Origin of the sequence: Streptomyces sp. NBC_00597, from assembly GCF_041431095.1 — a bacterium.
Lineage (GTDB): Bacteria > Actinomycetota > Actinomycetes > Streptomycetales > Streptomycetaceae > Streptomyces.
Window position 1 is genome coordinate 2,866,258 of record NZ_CP107757.1, and the last position, 16,654, is coordinate 2,882,911.

14 protein-coding genes and 1 riboswitch are annotated in these 16,654 nt (G+C 73.3%); of the genes, 9 read left to right on the plus strand and 5 right to left on the minus strand.

Features of this window, described 5'->3' with window-relative positions; translation table 11 throughout:
- Positions 1-27: 27 nt before the first annotated feature.
- The 3 genes from OG974_RS12720 to OG974_RS12730 all read right to left on the minus strand — a co-directional run bounded on the left by OG974_RS12720 (position 28) and on the right by OG974_RS12730 (position 3,188).
- Positions 28-807 carry an enoyl-CoA hydratase/isomerase family protein gene (locus OG974_RS12720; RefSeq protein WP_327282804.1) on the minus strand — a complete coding sequence of 260 codons (780 nt, stop codon included), beginning with the start codon at positions 805-807 and terminating at the stop codon, positions 28-30.
- A 188-nt stretch (positions 808-995) separates the two neighbouring features.
- Positions 996-1,217, minus strand: coding sequence for a helix-turn-helix domain-containing protein (locus OG974_RS12725; protein WP_054222696.1), 222 nt, complete (start codon positions 1,215-1,217; stop codon positions 996-998).
- A 372-nt stretch (positions 1,218-1,589) separates the two neighbouring features.
- Positions 1,590-3,188 carry an ABC-F family ATP-binding cassette domain-containing protein gene (locus OG974_RS12730; RefSeq protein ID WP_371646492.1) on the minus strand — a complete coding sequence of 533 codons (1,599 nt, stop codon included), beginning with the start codon at positions 3,186-3,188 and terminating at the stop codon, positions 1,590-1,592.
- A 294-nt stretch (positions 3,189-3,482) separates the two neighbouring features.
- Here OG974_RS12730 and OG974_RS12735 point away from each other — a divergent pair, with 294 nt between their 5' ends.
- Together OG974_RS12735 and OG974_RS12740 are read left to right on the plus strand one after the other, a co-directional pair.
- Positions 3,483-4,373, plus strand: coding sequence for a neutral zinc metallopeptidase (locus tag OG974_RS12735; protein WP_328762344.1), 891 nt, complete (start codon positions 3,483-3,485; stop codon positions 4,371-4,373).
- 145 nt (positions 4,374-4,518) lie between these two features.
- Positions 4,519-4,914, plus strand: a complete 396-nt coding sequence (locus tag OG974_RS12740; protein ID WP_327282807.1) for a VOC family protein — start codon at positions 4,519-4,521, stop codon at positions 4,912-4,914.
- A gap of 46 nt (positions 4,915-4,960) precedes the next feature.
- Here OG974_RS12740 and OG974_RS12745 read toward each other — a convergent pair whose 3' ends face one another.
- On the minus strand, positions 4,961-6,445 hold the full coding sequence (locus OG974_RS12745) for a hypothetical protein (protein WP_371646494.1): 1,485 nt from the start codon (positions 6,443-6,445) through the stop codon (positions 4,961-4,963).
- 117 nt (positions 6,446-6,562) lie between these two features.
- The gene (locus OG974_RS12750; RefSeq protein WP_327282808.1) at positions 6,563-7,693 is read right to left on the minus strand and encodes a hypothetical protein; all 1,131 of its coding nucleotides are present in this window, start codon (positions 7,691-7,693) and stop codon (positions 6,563-6,565) included.
- A gap of 355 nt (positions 7,694-8,048) precedes the next feature.
- On the opposite strand from OG974_RS12750, the gene OG974_RS12755 reads away from it, so the two are divergent.
- From OG974_RS12755 to OG974_RS12785, 7 genes are all read left to right on the plus strand, one after another.
- Positions 8,049-9,338 (plus strand): anion permease, encoded by a 1,290-nt coding sequence (locus OG974_RS12755; protein ID WP_327282809.1) that lies wholly within the window; start codon positions 8,049-8,051, stop codon positions 9,336-9,338.
- Positions 9,339-9,366: 28 nt separating this feature from the next.
- A complete protein-coding gene (locus OG974_RS12760) occupies positions 9,367-9,588 on the plus strand; it encodes a hypothetical protein (RefSeq protein ID WP_327282810.1) in 222 nt (73 codons plus the stop codon).
- 114 nt (positions 9,589-9,702) lie between these two features.
- Positions 9,703-9,854: riboswitch (cobalamin riboswitch) on the plus strand.
- 38 nt (positions 9,855-9,892) lie between these two features.
- The gene (locus OG974_RS12765; protein ID WP_371646497.1) at positions 9,893-10,852 is read left to right on the plus strand and encodes a cobalamin biosynthesis protein; all 960 of its coding nucleotides are present in this window, start codon (positions 9,893-9,895) and stop codon (positions 10,850-10,852) included.
- Positions 10,853-10,863: 11 nt separating this feature from the next.
- Entirely contained in the window at positions 10,864-12,408 is a 1,545-nt protein-coding gene (locus OG974_RS12770; RefSeq protein WP_327285601.1) for a cobyric acid synthase, read from the plus strand.
- Positions 12,409-12,562: 154 nt separating this feature from the next.
- The gene (locus OG974_RS12775; RefSeq protein WP_371646499.1) at positions 12,563-14,671 is read left to right on the plus strand and encodes a putative cobaltochelatase; all 2,109 of its coding nucleotides are present in this window, start codon (positions 12,563-12,565) and stop codon (positions 14,669-14,671) included.
- The gene (cobO, locus tag OG974_RS12780; protein WP_054222705.1) at positions 14,671-15,270 is read left to right on the plus strand and encodes a cob(I)yrinic acid a,c-diamide adenosyltransferase; all 600 of its coding nucleotides are present in this window, start codon (positions 14,671-14,673) and stop codon (positions 15,268-15,270) included. The genes OG974_RS12775 and cobO overlap by 1 nt, the downstream gene beginning before the upstream one ends.
- The gene (locus OG974_RS12785; protein ID WP_371646502.1) at positions 15,264-16,652 is read left to right on the plus strand and encodes a cobyrinate a,c-diamide synthase; all 1,389 of its coding nucleotides are present in this window, start codon (positions 15,264-15,266) and stop codon (positions 16,650-16,652) included. Before cobO ends, OG974_RS12785 begins: the two co-directional genes overlap by 7 nt.
- Positions 16,653-16,654: the final 2 nt, after the last annotated feature.

Below are 16,654 nucleotides of genomic sequence, written 5' to 3' on the forward strand. Positions count from 1 at the left end.
CCGGGAAACGGCGCCGCACCCGCGGGGTCAGTCGGAGATGCCGGCCAGGTCACGCAGGCGGCGGGCCTGGGCGGCGCGCTCCGCCGAGCGCTGCGCGTCGTAGGGGCGGGACCCTGCGTCGCGGAGCAGCGCCTTCGTCTCGATCACGGCGTCCCGCGGCGGAGCCAGGAGCGCCGTCGTGAGGTCCTGCACCGCCGCGTCGAGTTCCCCGGCCGGTACGACCAGGTTGGCCAGTCCGACCCGCTCCGCCTCCTCGGCATGCACGAAGCGGCCCGTCGCGCAGATCTCCAGCGCGCGGGCGTAGCCGACCAGGGAGGTCAGCGGCTGGGTGCCGGCCAGGTCCGGCACGAGACCGAGGCTGGTCTCGCGCATGGCGAACTGCACGTCGTCGGCTACCACGCGCAGGTCACACGCCAGCGCGAGCTGGAAGCCGGCGCCGATCGCATGCCCCTGCACGGCGGCGATGGAGACGATGTCATTGCGTCGCCACCAGGTGAAAGCCTCCTGGTACTCGGCGATGGTGGAGTCGAGCAGTTCGTCCGAACCGCGCGCCAGATCGAGGAAGGACGGCTCACCCTCGAAACCCTCGGGAGTGAACGCCTGCCGGTCGAGTCCGGCGGAGAAGGACTGGCCCTCACCGCGCAGCACCACGACCCGGACGGTGCCCGGCAACGACCTTCCGGCCTCCGTCAACGCCCGCCAGAGCGCGGGGGACTGAGCGTTTCGCTTGGCCGGATTGGTCAGTGTCACCGTGGCGACCGAGTCGTCCACGGTGAGCCGTACGCCGTCCTTGTCGAGCAGAGCCATCTGTGTGCCTCCGGTGTGCAGTCGGCCGCCTCCCGGCCTAAGTGACTGCACAGTAACCACCCAGTCGACCGGACGGCCGACCGGGGGTCACCGAAGGAACCGCGGTGTGGGTAGACAAGCGTCTAGCACCCCGGCCCCGGGCCTGACGGCCTGGGGGTACCCCCAGCGGTGGCGGGGGGAAATCCGGGTCAGGCCGTAGCCGCCTTCTTGCCGCGCGTCGCGCCACCGCGACCACGCAGCACGACTCCGGACTCACTGAGCATCCGGTGGACGAATCCGTAGGACCGGCCGGTTTCCTCGGCCAGCGCACGGATACTCGCACCGGAGTCGTACTTCTTCTTCAGGTCTGCCGCGAGCTTGTCGCGCGCGGCGCCGGTTACCCGGCTGCCCTTCTTCAGAGTCTCGGCCACCCGTGCCTCCTCATGGGAAGTGCGCTCTGGACTTCTCATGATCACCCCTCCCCGGCTTCCTGGCCACCCATTCAGCAAGGTCGGTACGACGGCATTTCTCCGGCAGTGGACGCACGAGCAGAACGGAATCTCCTCTTCCGCTGCATGACGTCCGTCACACTTCTTCACCCTCACCGGGAATCTCCAGGTCAGGGGCCGGACGCCGAAAAAAGACGGCCCCGGCCGCGTGCCCGGGCGGGCACGGCCGGAGCCGTCGTACAGAGCGCAGAGGTACGAGACCGTCTCACTCAGATGATGGATCACGCCTGAGCCGAATGATCCATAAGGAACTGGATCAACCCTTCAGGTCGTCGCCGGGCACCCCGGCGGACGTCAGGCGAGGGCCACGAGGTCCCGGTAATCCGGGCCCCACAGGTCCTCGACACCGTCCGGGAGCAGGATGATCCGCTCCGGCTCCAGTGCCTCGACCGCGCCCTCGTCGTGCGTGACGAGGATGACGGCGCCCTTGTACGTGCGCAGCGCGCCGAGGATCTCCTCGCGGCTGGCCGGGTCCAGGTTGTTGGTGGGCTCGTCGAGGAGCAGCACGTTCGCCGAGGAGACGACCAGCGTGGCCAGGGCCAGGCGGGTCTTCTCGCCGCCGGACAGGACGCCGGCCGGCTTGTCCACGTCGTCGCCGGAGAAGAGGAAGGAGCCGAGGGTCTTGCGCACCGCGACCAGGTCCAGGTCGGGCGCGGCGGAGCGCATGTTCTCCAGCACCGTGCGGTCCGGGTCGAGCGTCTCGTGCTCCTGCGCGTAGTAGCCGAGCTTGAGGCCGTGGCCCGGGGTGACCTCGCCGGTGTCCGGCTTCTCGGTGCCCGCGAGCAGCCGCAGCAGCGTCGTCTTGCCGGCGCCGTTGAGGCCGAGGATGACGACGCGGGAGCCCTTGTCGATGGCCAGGTCGACGTCGGTGAAGATCTCCAGGGAGCCGTACGACTTCGAAAGGCCCTCGGCGGTCAGCGGGGTCTTCCCGCAGGGCGCCGGGTCCGGGAAGCGCAGCTTGGCGACCTTGTCGGAGACGCGGACGGCTTCGAGGCCCGACAGCAGGCGCTCGGCGCGCTTGGCCATGTTCTGCGCGGCGACGGTCTTCGTCGCCTTGGCGCGCATCTTGTCCGCCTGCGAGTTCAGGGCCGCGGCCTTCTTCTCGGCGTTCTGGCGCTCGCGCTTGCGGCGCTTCTCGTCGGCCTCGCGCTGCTGCTGGTAGAGCTTCCAGCCCATGTTGTAGATGTCGATCTGGGACCGGTTGGCGTCCAGGTAGAAGACCTTGTTGACGACGGTCTCGACCAGGTCGACGTCGTGGGAGATCACGACGAAGCCGCCGCGGTAGTTCTTCAGGTAGTCGCGCAGCCAGACGATCGAGTCGGCGTCGAGGTGGTTGGTGGGCTCGTCGAGGAGCAGGGTGTCGGCGTCCGAGAAGAGGATCCGGGCGAGCTCGACGCGGCGCCGCTGACCGCCGGAGAGGGTGTGCAGCGGCTGGCCGAGGACCCGGTCGGGCAGGCTCAGGGCGGCCGAGATGGTCGCGGCCTCCGACTCGGCGGCGTACCCGCCCTTGGTGAGGAACTCGGTCTCCTGGCGCTCGTACTGCTTGAGCGCCTTCTCGCGGGTCGCGCCGGAGCCGGTGGCGATGCGCTCCTCGTTCATCCGCATCTTCTTGATCAGGACGTCGAGGCCGCGCGCGGACAGGATCCGGTCGCGGGCGAGCACGTCGAGGTCGCCGGTGCGCGGGTCCTGCGGGAGGTAGCCCACCTCGCCCGAGCGGGTGATGGAACCGGCGGCGGGCTGACCCTCGCCCGCGAGGCACTTGGTGAGGGTGGTCTTGCCCGCTCCGTTGCGGCCGACCAGGCCGATGCGGTCGCCCTTGGCGATGCGGAAGGAAGCGGACTCGATGAGGACGCGGGCGCCGGCGCGCAGCTCGACACCGGTGGCGGTGATCACGGAAATACTCCAGGGCGGGGGGACGGCGGAAGGGGGGCAGGACGCGATGCTTCGACGCCGCTAATCCGCGAGGAGATTTGCCATGGGATTCATTCTACCGGGGGTGTGCAACTGGTTTGGGGGGCGTCCGGCCCTTGACGCGCGGCCTTCGGCCCGGCCCTGCGCCCGCCCGTCCGCGCGTTCCGGCCGTCCCCCGTTCGGCGCACGGAGCGCTCCGGGGGCCGGGGCACGTATCAGGATGGACCCGGTGATACTCGCCACCGGGGCGGCCACGTTGATCGAGGGCGGTGCGGGATGCAGTTCGACGACGACGCGGATCTGGACACTTCCGAGGTCAAGGACGTGCGCGGCAGCCGCGTCCCGGGCGGGCGGGCAACGATCGGCGGCGGTATCGCGGGCCTCATCGCGTTGGCGCTCGGGCTGCTGTTCGGGGTGGGCCCGGACCAGCTGGGGCTGTCGTCCGGGAACCCGGAGCCGGTGGCGACCTCCTCCTCCGCCAGCGAGGTGCAGCGCAGCTGCAGGACCGGGCGGGACGCGAACACCCGGGAGGACTGCCGGCTGGTGGCGGTCGTCAACAGCACCCAGGACTTCTGGAAGGACGAGTTCGCCCGGCGCGGCGGCCGGTACACCTTGGCGTCCACCGTCTTCTTCACCGGCCGCGTGAACACCGCTTGCGGGGCCGCCACCTCGGCGGTCGGCCCCTTCTACTGCCCCGCGGACCGGCAGGTCTACCTGGACCTGGGCTTCTTCGACGAGCTGCGGACCAAGTTCGGCGCGAGCGGCGGCCCGTTCGCCCAGGCCTACGTCGTCGCCCACGAGTACGGGCACCACGTCCAGAACCTGACCGGAACCCTGCAGAAGGCCCAGGACGGCCGGCAGGGCGCGAACAGCAACGCGGTCAAGGTCGAGCTCCAGGCCGACTGCTACGCCGGGGTGTGGGCGCACAACGCGACGAGGACCCCGGACGAGTCCACGGGCCGGCCGCTGATCACCAGCCTGACCGACCAGGACATCAAGGACGGCCTGGACGCAGCGGCGGCGGTCGGCGACGACCGGATCCAAGAGAAGTTCCAGGGCCGCGTGACCCCGGAGTCCTGGACGCACGGCTCGGCCCAGCAGCGCCAGCAGTGGTTCTACCAGGGCTACCGCACGGGCGACATGGCCCGGTGCAACACCTTCCGCTGACCACCTTCCGCTGACCACCTTCCGCCGGCCGCCCTCCCGGTCGCCCGCCCGTGACGGCTCCCGTGACGGCTTCCGTCGGCTGTCAGTGCCGCCTGCCATGCTGTGGCGTGGGTCACATCCACGACCACGAGAAGGAGTGATCGTCATGGCAAGCGTCCCGTCCGTCTTTCCGACCCTGCTCTACGCCGATGCCAAGGCCGCGATCCGGCAGCTGACGGATGCGTTCGGATTCACCCAGGTCGCGGTGTACGAGGGTGACGACGGCACCGTGATGCACGCCGAGCTGTCGTACGGGAACGGCGCGGTGATGCTCGGCAGCAAGGGCCGCGGCGGCGTGTTCGACAAGGCGATGGAGGGCGCCGGGCCGGTCGGGGTCTACGTCGTCGTCGACGATGTGGACGCGCACCACCGCCGCGCGGCCGAGCACGGGGTGGAGATCCTGATGGAGCCCACCGACCAGGACTACGGATCGCGCGACTACACGGCCCGCGACGCGGAGGGCAACATCTGGAGCTTCGGGACGTACGCGCCGCAGGTCTGAGCCCGCGGCGCGCCGCCCGGCAGCGCTTGCGACAGCCGTACCGGGGCTACGCCCCGCCGGTGTGGACCTGGAACGCGGCCCGGCGGACCGCCTTGGCCAGGGCCGGGTCGGGGTGCGCGGCGGCCAGGGCCACCAGCACCTGGACGGTGCGCGGGTGGCCGACCGCGCGGACCTCGTCCAGCAGCCGCGGGACGGTGGTCCGTACGGCCGAGTCGAGGTGGCGTGCCAGCAGGTCCGCCTCGCCGTGGTCGGCGATGGCGGCCGCGGTGTCCACCCAGAGCCAGGTCGATTCCTCGGCGGTGAGCACGTCCTGGGCCTCGTCGGGATCCACACCGTCGTGTTCGGCCAGCCAGAGCAGCGCGTACGGCCGCAGGGCGGGGTCGCGGACGGCGGCGCGCACCTCGGGTTCGGCCGGGGCTCCGACCACGCGCAGGGCTTCGAAGGCCAGGCCGCGCAGCAGGGCGTCCTCGCCGCGGGCGGCGTGCAGGAGCTCGCTGACGGCGTGGCCGACGGGCCGGGCGGCGAGCCAGGCCCGGTACTCGGCGCGGGCCGGTCCCGGGGTGAGCCGGGCGCAGCCGTGCAGCATCGCCGCGGCGGACTGCTCGATGTTCCCGGCCGGGCTCTGCGCGGCGACGCAGATCTGTTCGAGCTTGACCCAGACCGCCCAGCTGCCGAGCGGGGTGAGGGCGGCCTGCGCGGGGCCGAGGGTGACGGCGTCGACGGCGGCGAGCCCGCCGAGCGCCCAGCGCAGCAACCGGGCGAGCGGGACGGGCGCCACCGCGTGGCCGGTCGCCTCCGGCTCGACCGGCCGTGCGGTGGCCTGCCCGGTGGTCTGTGCGACGGCCGACGTCCCGTCAGCGGGCGAAGTCTCGCGCGCCGGTGCGTCGTAGGGGACCTCGCACCGTTCGTCGCGCAGTTCGGTGACCCGCTGACCGAGCAGGTCCAGCAGGTCCGGAACGGTCACGGGACCGGCGGACAGCTGGAGCAGGGACAGCAGTTGGGGCATCGCCTCGACCACCTCGGCGACGACCGCGGGGGTGATGTCGGCGGGCGCCGGGTGGACCAGCGACCAGGCGTCGAACAGTGCGACCCAGCCGCGCAGTACGGCGGTGTCGTCGCGGTCCCAGGCCCGCAGCCGCCAGCCGGGCCGGGCCTGGCCGCCGTGGACCTCGACGAGGCCCGCGAGCCGGGCGCGATCCCAGCCGACCCGGATCTGTCCGTGGGTCAGGTTCAGTTCGACTGCGGCGCGTTCGACATCGGCGGCGGGCAGCGCTCCCGCCGGGGCGGGGCGGCCTCCGCCGACGGTGCCGAGGTTGAGCTCGGCCCAGCGGGCGAGCCGTACGGCATCGGCCAGCGAGGCCCGGGCCCGGGTGGCGAGTTCGGCCGTGGCCGGGGTGCCCGCCGGGGGCCGGGAAGCGGAACGCGCGCGCCGGTCGGTCACCGCCTTGCGGGCCGCGGCGACCGACCGCGGGGAGACGAGTCGGAGTCTGGAGTCGCGAGCCAACTGCTCATCAGGCTTTCGGGACGTCACGGAAGCAGTCTCGCCCGTCACCGGCCGAAAGCCCAAACGGAACCAGCCATTATCGCTGCTCGGCATGGGGACATACGGGGAGAATGCTCCCTCCCCGCCCCCTCCGGCACACGGCCTTCACATAAGAGGGGTCAGGAACCGCCTCAGGGCCTCCTCGTATCCGGCCGGATCCGCGTTCCACATCGCCCCGTGCGGCGCTTCGTGGACGGTCCGCAGGGTGACCAGGTCGGGGCGGGCGGCGGCGAGCCGGCGGGAGGGCTCCCAGGGGGCGAGCGTGTCGTCCGGGCCGTGGAAGATCAGGACCGGGACGCGCAGCGCGCCCGGGTCGGCGCCCGGCGGCCGGCGGTCGACCCCCAGACCGGCGCGCGCCTCGGCGGCCCGCACCGCGAACGGCACCAGCGCGGCGGGAGTGCGGCGGGCGGCGACGAGCGCGCGCAAGGTGGTGTGCCAGTCGAGCACCGGCGAGTCCAGCACGAGTCCGCAGATCCGGTCGGCGAGGGCCGAGCGCTCGACGGCGCGCAGGGCCATGGCGGCCCCGGTGGACCAGCCGTGCAACACGACCCGGTCGGCGCCGTAGCGCAGGGCGTACCGGATGGCGGCGTCCACGTCCCGCCATTCCGATTCGCCGAGGTGGCCGAGACCGTCGGGTGAGGCGGGGGCGCCGAGGTCGCCGCGGTAGGCGAGGTCGAGGACGGGCATCCGCTGGCGGTGCAGGAAGGGCATGACCACCATCGGGTGCTCGCGACCGGCGCCGAGCCCGTGCACGGTGATCACCCAGGTGTCGCGGGCGGCGGGCACGAACCAGGCGGGCAGGGCGCCGAGCTCGCCGGGGACGTCCACGTCGGCGTGGTCGAGCCCGAGGGCGGTGCGCGGGTTGCCCGCGTGGACCTGGGGGGTGAGGGCGACCCGGGTGCCGGCGTCGAGGCTGCCGTGGGTGACGGCGAGGAGCCGGCGCACGACGGTGTCCGGGCCGTTCGCGGCGCCGTCGAGGACGGGTCCGACCGCGGCGTGCACCCCGGGGGCGGTGAGCCCGTACGTTCCGGGGCGCAGGGAGGCCAGCGAGCGGGTCAGCGTGATGCGGCCGGAGCCGCTGGCGTGGACGCTGAGCCGCGGCCCGCCGGGCAGGGGGCGGCCGGGCTCGTGCCGCAGGGCGACGTCGGCGGCGTGCCGGCCGGCCGCGACCGCGGCGGCACCGGCCCCGACAAGAGTGGTCGCGACGACCGCGGCCGTCGCTGTGGCGGTACGCACTGCTCCAGTGTCAGGGCGCGAGCGCGGGCGGGCCACTGGAGCGGAATACTCCGATTGGGGTCTGGGCGGTGTCGGCGACGGGGTCCGCAAGCGCCTCGCGGGGCCGGCCGGAAAAGTGATCTGGATCTCTTCCGGAAGCCCTCCGGGGTGGACCCGGAGGCCTCGGACCCCCTGCGGATCCGTTCGTTCACCAGGCTCTGACGTGCATTAATGGCGGTATCAACGGCAAAATCGGGACGAAGCTCCCGATGGCACGACGGGCCAGTACACCGCTCCGCCCGAGTCAGTTCATCTTCCGTTCACCCAGGTTGCCTACGGTCGCCGAGCCACTGACGTCAAACAGAAGCCTGGGTAAATGGAGCACATAACGCTTCTCCTCGGGATCGTGATCATCACCGCTCTCGTGTTCGACTTCACGAACGGTTTCCACGACACAGCCAACGCGATGGCCACCACCATCTCGACCGGCGCCCTCAAGCCCAAGACGGCGGTGGCCATGTCCGCCGTGCTCAACCTCGTCGGCGCGTTCATGTCCGTGGAGGTCGCCAAGACGATCTCCAAGGGCCTGATCAACGAGGAGGGCATCCAGCCAGAAGTGATCTTCGCCGCGCTGGTCGGCGCGATCCTCTGGAATCTCGTCACCTGGCTGGTCGGACTCCCCTCCAGCTCCTCCCACGCCCTGATGGGCGGCCTCATCGGTGCCGCGGTCGCCTCCGCCGGCATCGGCGCCGTCAACGGCAGCGTGGTCGTCACCAAGGTGCTCATCCCCGCCGTCGCCGCCCCGATCGTGGCCGGCGTGGCCGCGATGCTGGCCGCGAAGGTCACGTACAAGCTCGGCGGCAAGGTCGGCCAGAAGACCTCCACCAAGGGCTACCGCGCCGGGCAGATCGCCTCGGCCGGTCTCGTCTCCCTCGCGCACGGCACCAACGACGCGCAGAAGACGATGGGCATCATCACCCTCGCCCTCGTCGCGGGCGGCGCCCTGGACTCCGGCGCGAACCCGCCGGTCTGGGTCATCATCTCCGCCGGCCTGGCCATCGCACTGGGCACCTCCCTGGGCGGCTGGCGCATCATCCGCACCATGGGCAGCGGCCTGACCGACCTCCAGCCGCAGCAGGGCTTCGCCGCCCAGACCTCGGCCGCGAGCGTCATCCTGGCCTCCTCCAGCCTCGGCTTCTCCCTCTCCACCACCCACGCGTGCTCCGGCGCCGTCATGGGTGCGGGCCTGGGCCGCAAGGGCGGTGTGGTCCGCTGGTCCACCGCCACCCGCATGTTCATCGCCTGGGGTCTGACCCTGCCGGCCGCCGCCGTCGTCGCCTCCGGCGCCGAGCTGGTCATGCGCACCGGTGACATCGGCGTCGCCGCCGTCGCGCTGTTCCTGATCGCCTCCTGCGTCGCGATCTGGGCCATCTCGCGCCGCCAGGTCGTCGACCACCACAACGTCAACGACGCGCGGACGGCCGCGGCCGAGGAGCCGGGTGTCGTCACCACGGCCATGGCCGCCGTCACCGTCCCGCCGACCATGGCCGCCGAGGCCGCCGCCGGTACGACGGCCGCAGTGGCCGACGAGGACCTGAAGGCCACCATCCCGGCCGCCGCCCCCGCGACTCCGGCGGCCCCCGCGGCTCCGGCCGCCGCGGTCTGACCCCGAGAACGACAGAGGAATCCGCAGCATGAAGATCGACTGGGCAGCACTCGGCTCCGTCTTCGGGGTCAGCCTCTCCGCCACCGTCGCGCTCGTGGCCCTGTTCACGATGGGCCTGGTGGGCCTCTCCAAGCACGAGGCCGCCACCGAGCAGGGCGGCACCGCCACCCTCGCCCGCAGCGGTGCGTACGCCTGCTTCGCGCTCGTCGCGGCAGCCGTGGCGTACGGGTTCTACCTGATCGTCGCCTGACCGACTCGGGCACGTCGTACGAAAGCTCCCTCCGGGTTTCCCGGGGGGAGCTTTCCCGTACCCGGGACCCGTCACTGTGACCTGCCTCGCCGCAGGTCAACGGCGAGTTGACGGGCCTTCGCGGTGCGTGGTGGACTGCCCGAGCCAATACGGCGGCATGGAGAGGAAGTCCGGTGCGAATCCGGCGCGGTCCCGCCACTGTCACCGGGGAGCACGCGACGCGTGCGCCTCGGGAGCCAGGAACTCCCACCGCCGGACACGTCGAACCAGGGCGCGGACCCTGAGTGAGGACATACCTGCCACCATGCGTGCCGATCGCGTCTTCGCGTACGGCGCCACGGCGGGCCTGATCGGCGACCGGATCCTCGGTGATCCGCGCCGAGGGCACCCCGTGGCCGCCTTCGGACGAGCAGCCGCCGCCGTCGAGCGCGCCCTGTGGCGCGACGACCGCGCCCGGGGCCTCGTCCATACCCTCGTGTGCGCCGGGGGCGCGGCCGCCGTCGGCGCGCTGGGCGCCCGCGCCGTGCGCTCGCGGCCCGCGACCGCCCGTATCGCCCTGACCGCGGCGGCCACCTGGGCCGTCGTCGGCGGCACCTCGCTGGGCAGGGAGGCCCGCGCCATCGGCGGCGCGCTCGCCGCCGGGGACGCCGAGGTGGCCCGCGAGCGGCTGCCGCACCTGTGCGGGCGCGACCCGCAGGCCCTGGACGAGCAGCAGATGGCCCGCGCCGTCGTGGAATCGGTCGCCGAGAACACCTCCGACGCGGTGGTCGGGGCCCTGGTGTGGGGCGCCGCCGCCGGGGTACCCGGGCTGCTGGCGTTCCGCGCCGTGAACACCCTGGACGCGATGCTGGGCCACAAGTCGCCGCGCTACCTGCGCTACGGCTGGGCCTCCGCCCGGCTCGACGACCTCGCGGGCTGGCCGGGCGCCCGGCTGACCGCCCTGGCCGCCGTACTGGCCGGACCCGACCGGCGGGGAGCCGTACGGGCCTGGCGTGCGGACGCCGCCGAGCACCCGAGCCCGAACGCCGGGCCCGTGGAGGCCTCCTTCGCCGGGGCGCTCGGTGTCCGGCTGGGGGGCACCCTGGCGTACGGGGGCCGGGTCGAGCACCGGGCCGTGCTGAACGGCGCGGCGGGGCGGCCGGTGGAGGTCGCGGACATCGAACGGGCGGTGCGGCTGTCGCGGCAGGTGACGTGGCTGGCACTCGGAGCGTGTGTGGCACTGCGCTGTGCAGTGTCGCGTTGGACTGGGAGGGGACGCCCGTGAGCGGCGGAAAGCTGGGCGGGGGACTCCTCGTCGCCGGCACGACCTCGGACGCCGGCAAGAGCGTGGTCACGGCGGGCATCTGCCGCTGGCTCGCCCGCCAGGGCGTGAAGGTGGCGCCCTTCAAGGCGCAGAACATGTCGCTGAACTCGTTCGTGACGCGCGAGGGCGCCGAGATCGGGCGCGCGCAGGCGATGCAGGCGCAGGCGGCGTGCGTGGAGCCGACCGCGCTGATGAACCCGGTGCTGCTCAAGCCCGGCAGTGACCGCAGCAGCCAGGTGGTGCTGCTGGGCAAGCCGGTGGGCGAGATGAGCGCGCGCGGGTTCTTCGGGGGGTCCGGGGGGTCGTCCCCCGGGAACGCGCTGCACGGCGGGCGCCAGGAACAGTTGCTCGGCATCGTCACGGACTGCCTGGAGCAGCTGCGGGGCACGTATGACGCCGTGATCTGCGAGGGGGCCGGCAGCCCGGCCGAGATCAACCTGCGTCGGACCGACATCGTGAACATGGGCATCGCGCGGGCCGCCCGGTTCCCGGTGGTCGTGGTCGGCGACATCGACCGGGGCGGTGTGTTCGCCTCGTTCTTCGGGACGACGGCGCTGCTGTCGCCCGAAGACCAGTCGCTGATCGCCGGCTACCTGGTGAACAAGTTCCGCGGCGACGTGTCGCTGCTGGAGCCGGGCATGGAGATGCTGCGTTCACTCACCGGGCGGGGGACCTACGGTGTCCTCCCCTTCCAGCACGGGCTGGGCATCGACGAGGAGGACGGCCTCCGGGTCTCCCTGCGGGGCGCGGTGCGCGAGTCGGTCGTGGCCCCGCCGGTCGGCGAGGACGTGCTGCGGGTCGCGGTCTGCGCGGTGCCGCTGATGTCGAACTTCACGGACGTCGACGCGCTGGCTGCGGAGCCGGGCGTGGTGGTGCGGTTCGTGGACCGGGCCGAGGAACTGGCCGACGCGGACCTGGTCGTCGTACCGGGTACGCGCGGCACGGTGAAGGCCCTGGAGTGGCTGCGGGAGCGCGGGCTGGCCGGTGCGCTGCTGCGTCGGGCCGCGGAGGGCCGCCCGGTGCTGGGCATCTGCGGCGGCTTCCAGGTGCTCGGCGAGCGCATCGAGGACGAGGTCGAGTCGAAGGCCGGCTCGGTGGCGGGGCTCGGGCTGCTGCCGGTGCGCGTGCGGTTCGCGGCGGAGAAGACCCTGGCGCGGCCGCAGGGCACGGCACTGGGCGAGCCGGTGACCGGCTACGAGATCCACCACGGGGTGGCCGAAGTCCTGGGCGGGGAGCCGTTCCTGGACGGGTGCCGGGTCGGGTCGGTGTGGGGCACCCACTGGCACGGCTCCCTGGAGTCGGACGGCTTCCGCCGGGCGTTCCTGCGGCAGGTGGCCGCGGCCGCCGGGCGCCGGTTCGTCCCGGCGCCGGACACGTCGTTCGCCGCGCTGCGGGAGGAACAGCTCGACCTGCTCGGCGACCTGATCGAGGAGCACGCCGATACGCGTGCGCTGCTCCGGCTGATCGAGTCCGGCGCCCCTGCCGGCCTCCCCTTCCTCCCGCCGGGCGCCCCGTGACGGGCCGGGCCCTGCGGGGCCCGTCCCCTGCCCGCGCCGTGGACGTCTCGATCCCCGTGAGCGCGGGGAGCATCGGGAGACTCGGCAACCCTTGCACGATCGCAGCCCGTCGGCCCGTGCGTCGGCACGAGCCCCTCGAAGGAGCGAACAGCGGATGAGCATCACCCACTTCCCGTTCACAGCGGTGGTCGGTCAGGACGACCTGCGGCTGGCGCTCCTGCTCAACGCCGTGAGCCCCGCGGTCGGCGGCGTGCTCGTGCGCGGCGAGAAGGGGACCGCCAAGTCCACCGCCGTGCGCGCCCTGTCGGCGCTGCTGCCGCAGGTGGACGTCGTCCCCGGCTGCCGGTTCTCCTGCGCGCCCGGCGCGCCGGATCCGGCCTGCCCCGACGGCCCGCACGAGCCCGGCCCCGGTGCCGCCCGTCCCGCGCGCATGGTGGAGCTGCCGGTCGGCGCCTCCGAGGACCGGCTCGTCGGCGCCCTCGACATCGAGCGGGCCCTCTCGGAGGGCGTGAAGGCCTTCGAGCCCGGCCTGCTGGCCGACGCGCACCGCGGCATCCTGTACGTCGATGAAGTCAACCTCCTCCATGACCACTTGGTGGACGTTCTCCTCGACGCCGCCGCCATGGGCGCCTCCTACGTGGAGCGCGAGGGCGTCTCCGTCCGGCACGCCGCCCGCTTCCTGCTCGTCGGCACCATGAACCCCGAAGAGGGTGAGCTGCGGCCGCAGTTGCTCGACCGGTTCGGGCTGACCGTGGAGGTCGCCGCCTCCCGGGAGCCCGCGCAGCGCGTCGAGGTGGTGCGCCGCCGGCTCGCGTACGAGGACGATCCCGCGGGCTTCGCGAGCCGCTGGGCCGGGGACGAGCAGGAGGTGCGCGGCCGGGTCGTGGCCGCCCGTGCCCTGCTCCCACAGGTGGTGTTGGGTGACACTGCGCTGCTGCAGATCGCCGCCACCTGCGCCGGGTTCGAGGTCGACGGCATGCGCGCCGACATCGTGATGGCCCGTACCGCGACCGCGCTGGCGGCCTGGGCGGGACGGACCTCCGTGCGCAAGGAGGACGTCCGGCAGGCCGCCCTGCTGGCCCTCCCCCACCGGCGCCGGCGCAACCCCTTCGACGCGCCCGGCCTGGACGAGGACAAGCTCGACGAGATCCTGGACCGCTTCCCCGACGAGGAGCCGGAACCCGAGCCCGACCCGGAGCCCGAGGGTCCGGACGACGGCGGCGGTCCCGACGGGGACGGCGGCGGAGTGCCTCCGCAGAACGGCGGGCCCGAGACCGGCCACGCCCCCGATGCCCCCGACGCGCCCGACGGGACGGCCCCCGAGGACCGGGAGGCCACCGAACCGGAGCCCTCCGCCCCCCGGGGCGGAGCCGACGGCGCCGAGCAGGCCGCCGTCGGGGCCGCCGAGCCGTTCCGGACCAAGGTGCTCAGCGTGCCGGGCCTCGGCGAGGGAGCGGCCGGGCGCCGTTCGCGGGCCCGCACCGCGCACGGCCGCACCACCGGTGCCCAGCGCCCCCGGGGCCAGCTGACGAAGCTGCACCTCGCGGCTACCGTGCACGCCGCCGCCCCGCACCAGAAGGCGCGCGGCCGCGCCGGGCGCGGTCTGGTGATCCGCAAGGACGATCTGCGGCAGGCCACCCGGGAGGGCCGCGAGGGCAACCTCGTGCTGTTCTGCGTCGACGCCTCCGGCTCGATGGCCGCCCGGCAGCGCATGAGCGCGGTCAAGGGCGCGGTGCTCTCGCTGCTGCTGGACGCCTACCAGCGCCGGGACAAGGTCGGCCTGATCACTTTCCGCGGCACGGGTGCCGAACTGGCGCTGCCTCCCACCTCCTCGGTGGAGGCGGCCGCCGCCCGGCTGGAGAAGCTGCCGACCGGCGGCCGCACCCCCCTCGGGCCGGGCCTGCTCAAGGCCCACGATGTGCTGCGGATCGAGCGGCTGCGGGACCCCTCGCGCCGCCCGCTGCTGGTCGTCGTCACCGACGGGCGGGCCACTTCGGCCGGGGCCGTCGGCGGTGACCCGCGCGAGCTGTCGGGGCGCAGTGCCCGGCTGCTGGCCGCCCAGGGGATCGCCTCGGTGGTCGTGGACTGCGAGTCCGGGCCGGTCCGGCTGGGCCTGGCGGGGGCGCTCGCCGCCGACCTGGGCGGGCCCGCCGTGACCCTCGACGGGCTGCGGGCCGATTCACTGGCCGGGCTCGTGAAGAACGTACGTACCTCAGTGACATCCAGTGCATCACCCCACAGCAGCACCAGGAGGGCCGCGTAATGCCGCAGGGACAGCCGACCGTCGTTCCGGACGACGGACTCACGACGCGTCAGCGCCGTAACCGCCCGCTCGTGTTCGTCCACACCGGCCCGGGCAAGGGCAAGTCGACGGCGGCCTTCGGGCTGGCGCTGCGCGCCTGGAACCAGGGCTGGCCGATCGGGGTGTTCCAGTTCGTCAAGTCGGCGAAGTGGAAGGTCGGCGAGGAGAACGCGCTCAAGGTGCTCGGGGCCTCCGGCGAGGGCGGCTCCGTCGTCTGGCACAAGATGGGCGAGGGCTGGTCCTGGGTCCAGCGGGACGCGCAGCTCGACAACGAGCAGGCGGCCAAGGAGGGCTGGGAGCAGGTCAAGCGCGACCTGGCGGCCGAGACGCACAAGCTGTACGTGCTCGACGAGTTCGCGTACCCGATGCACTGGGGGTGGATCGACGTCGACGAGGTCATCGAGGTGCTCCGGAACCGTCCCGGCACCCAGCACGTGGTGATCACGGGGCGCAACGCGCCCGAGAAGCTGGTGGAGTTCGCGGACCTGGTGACCGAGATGACCAAGGTCAAGCACCCGATGGACGCGGGCCAGAAGGGCCAGAAGGGCATCGAGTGGTGACATCGCTCCACATTCCGCGACTGGTCATTGCCGCGCCGTCCTCCGGCAGCGGCAAGACCACCGTCGCGACGGGCCTGATGGCGGCCTTCGCGGAGCGCGGCCTCGCCGTGTCCCCGCACAAGGCCGGGCCCGATTACATCGACCCCGGCTACCACGCGCTGGCCACGGGTCGACCGGGGCGCAACCTGGACGCCTTCATGTGCGGGCCGGAGCTGGTCGCTCCGCTGTTCGCGCACGGCGCCGCCGGCTGCGATCTGGCGGTCGTCGAGGGCGTGATGGGCCTCTACGACGGGGCCGCGGGGCGCGGTGAGCTGGCGTCGACGGCGCACGTCGCGAAGCTGCTGCGGGCGCCGGTGGTGCTGGTGGTCGACGCCTCGTCGCAGTCGCGGTCGGTGGCCGCGCTGGTGCACGGCTTCGCGTCGTTCGACCCGCAGGTGCGCCTCGGCGGCGTGATCCTGAACAAGGTGGGCTCCGACCGGCACGAGGCGATGCTCCGGGAGGCGCTGGAGGAGGCCGGGATGCCGGTCCTCGGTGTGCTGCGGCGGGCCCCGCAGGTGGCTGCGCCGTCGCGGCACCTGGGGCTGGTCCCCGTTGCCGAGCGGCGCGCCGATGCGTTGTCCTCCGTCGCGGCGCTGGCGGACCAGGTCCGCGCGGGCTGCGATCTGGAGGCCCTGCTGGCCCTGGCCCGCACGGCGCCGGCATTGGCCTGCGAGGCCTGGGACCCGGCAGGGGCCCTGGTCCCCCACCCCGCCCCTTCCCGGAACGGGGCCCTGCCCGGCCCCGTCATCGCCGTCGCGGGCGGACCGGCGTTCACGTTCTCCTACGCCGAGCACGCCGAGCTGCTCACCGCCGCCGGGGCCGAGGTCGTCACCTTCGACCCGCTGCGGGACGAGGCGCTCCCGCCCGGCACCGCCGGCCTGGTGATCGGCGGCGGGTTCCCCGAGGTGTACGCCCCGGAGCTCGCAGCCAACGAGCCGCTGCGCAAGGCCGTCGCGGGCTTCGCCGCGGACGGCGGACCCGTCGCCGCCGAGTGCGCAGGGCTGCTGTACCTCGCGCGGTCGCTGGACGGGAAGCCCATGTGCGGGGTCCTCGACGCCGACGCGCGGATGTCGGAGCGCCTGACCCTCGGCTACCGCGAGGCCGTCGCGGTGTCCGACAGCGCCCTGGCCGCCGCCGGTACCCGGCTGCGCGGCCACGAGTTCCACCGCACGGTGATCGAGCCCGGCGCCGGCGCCGCCCCCGCCTGGGGGTTCACGCACCCCGAGCGCCGGGTCGAGGGCTTCGTACGGCAGGGGGTGCACGCCAGCTACCTGCACACGCACTGGGCTGCGGAGCCCTCCGTCGCCCACCGTTTCGTGGAAGCGGCGGCAGCGCACCCGTGACA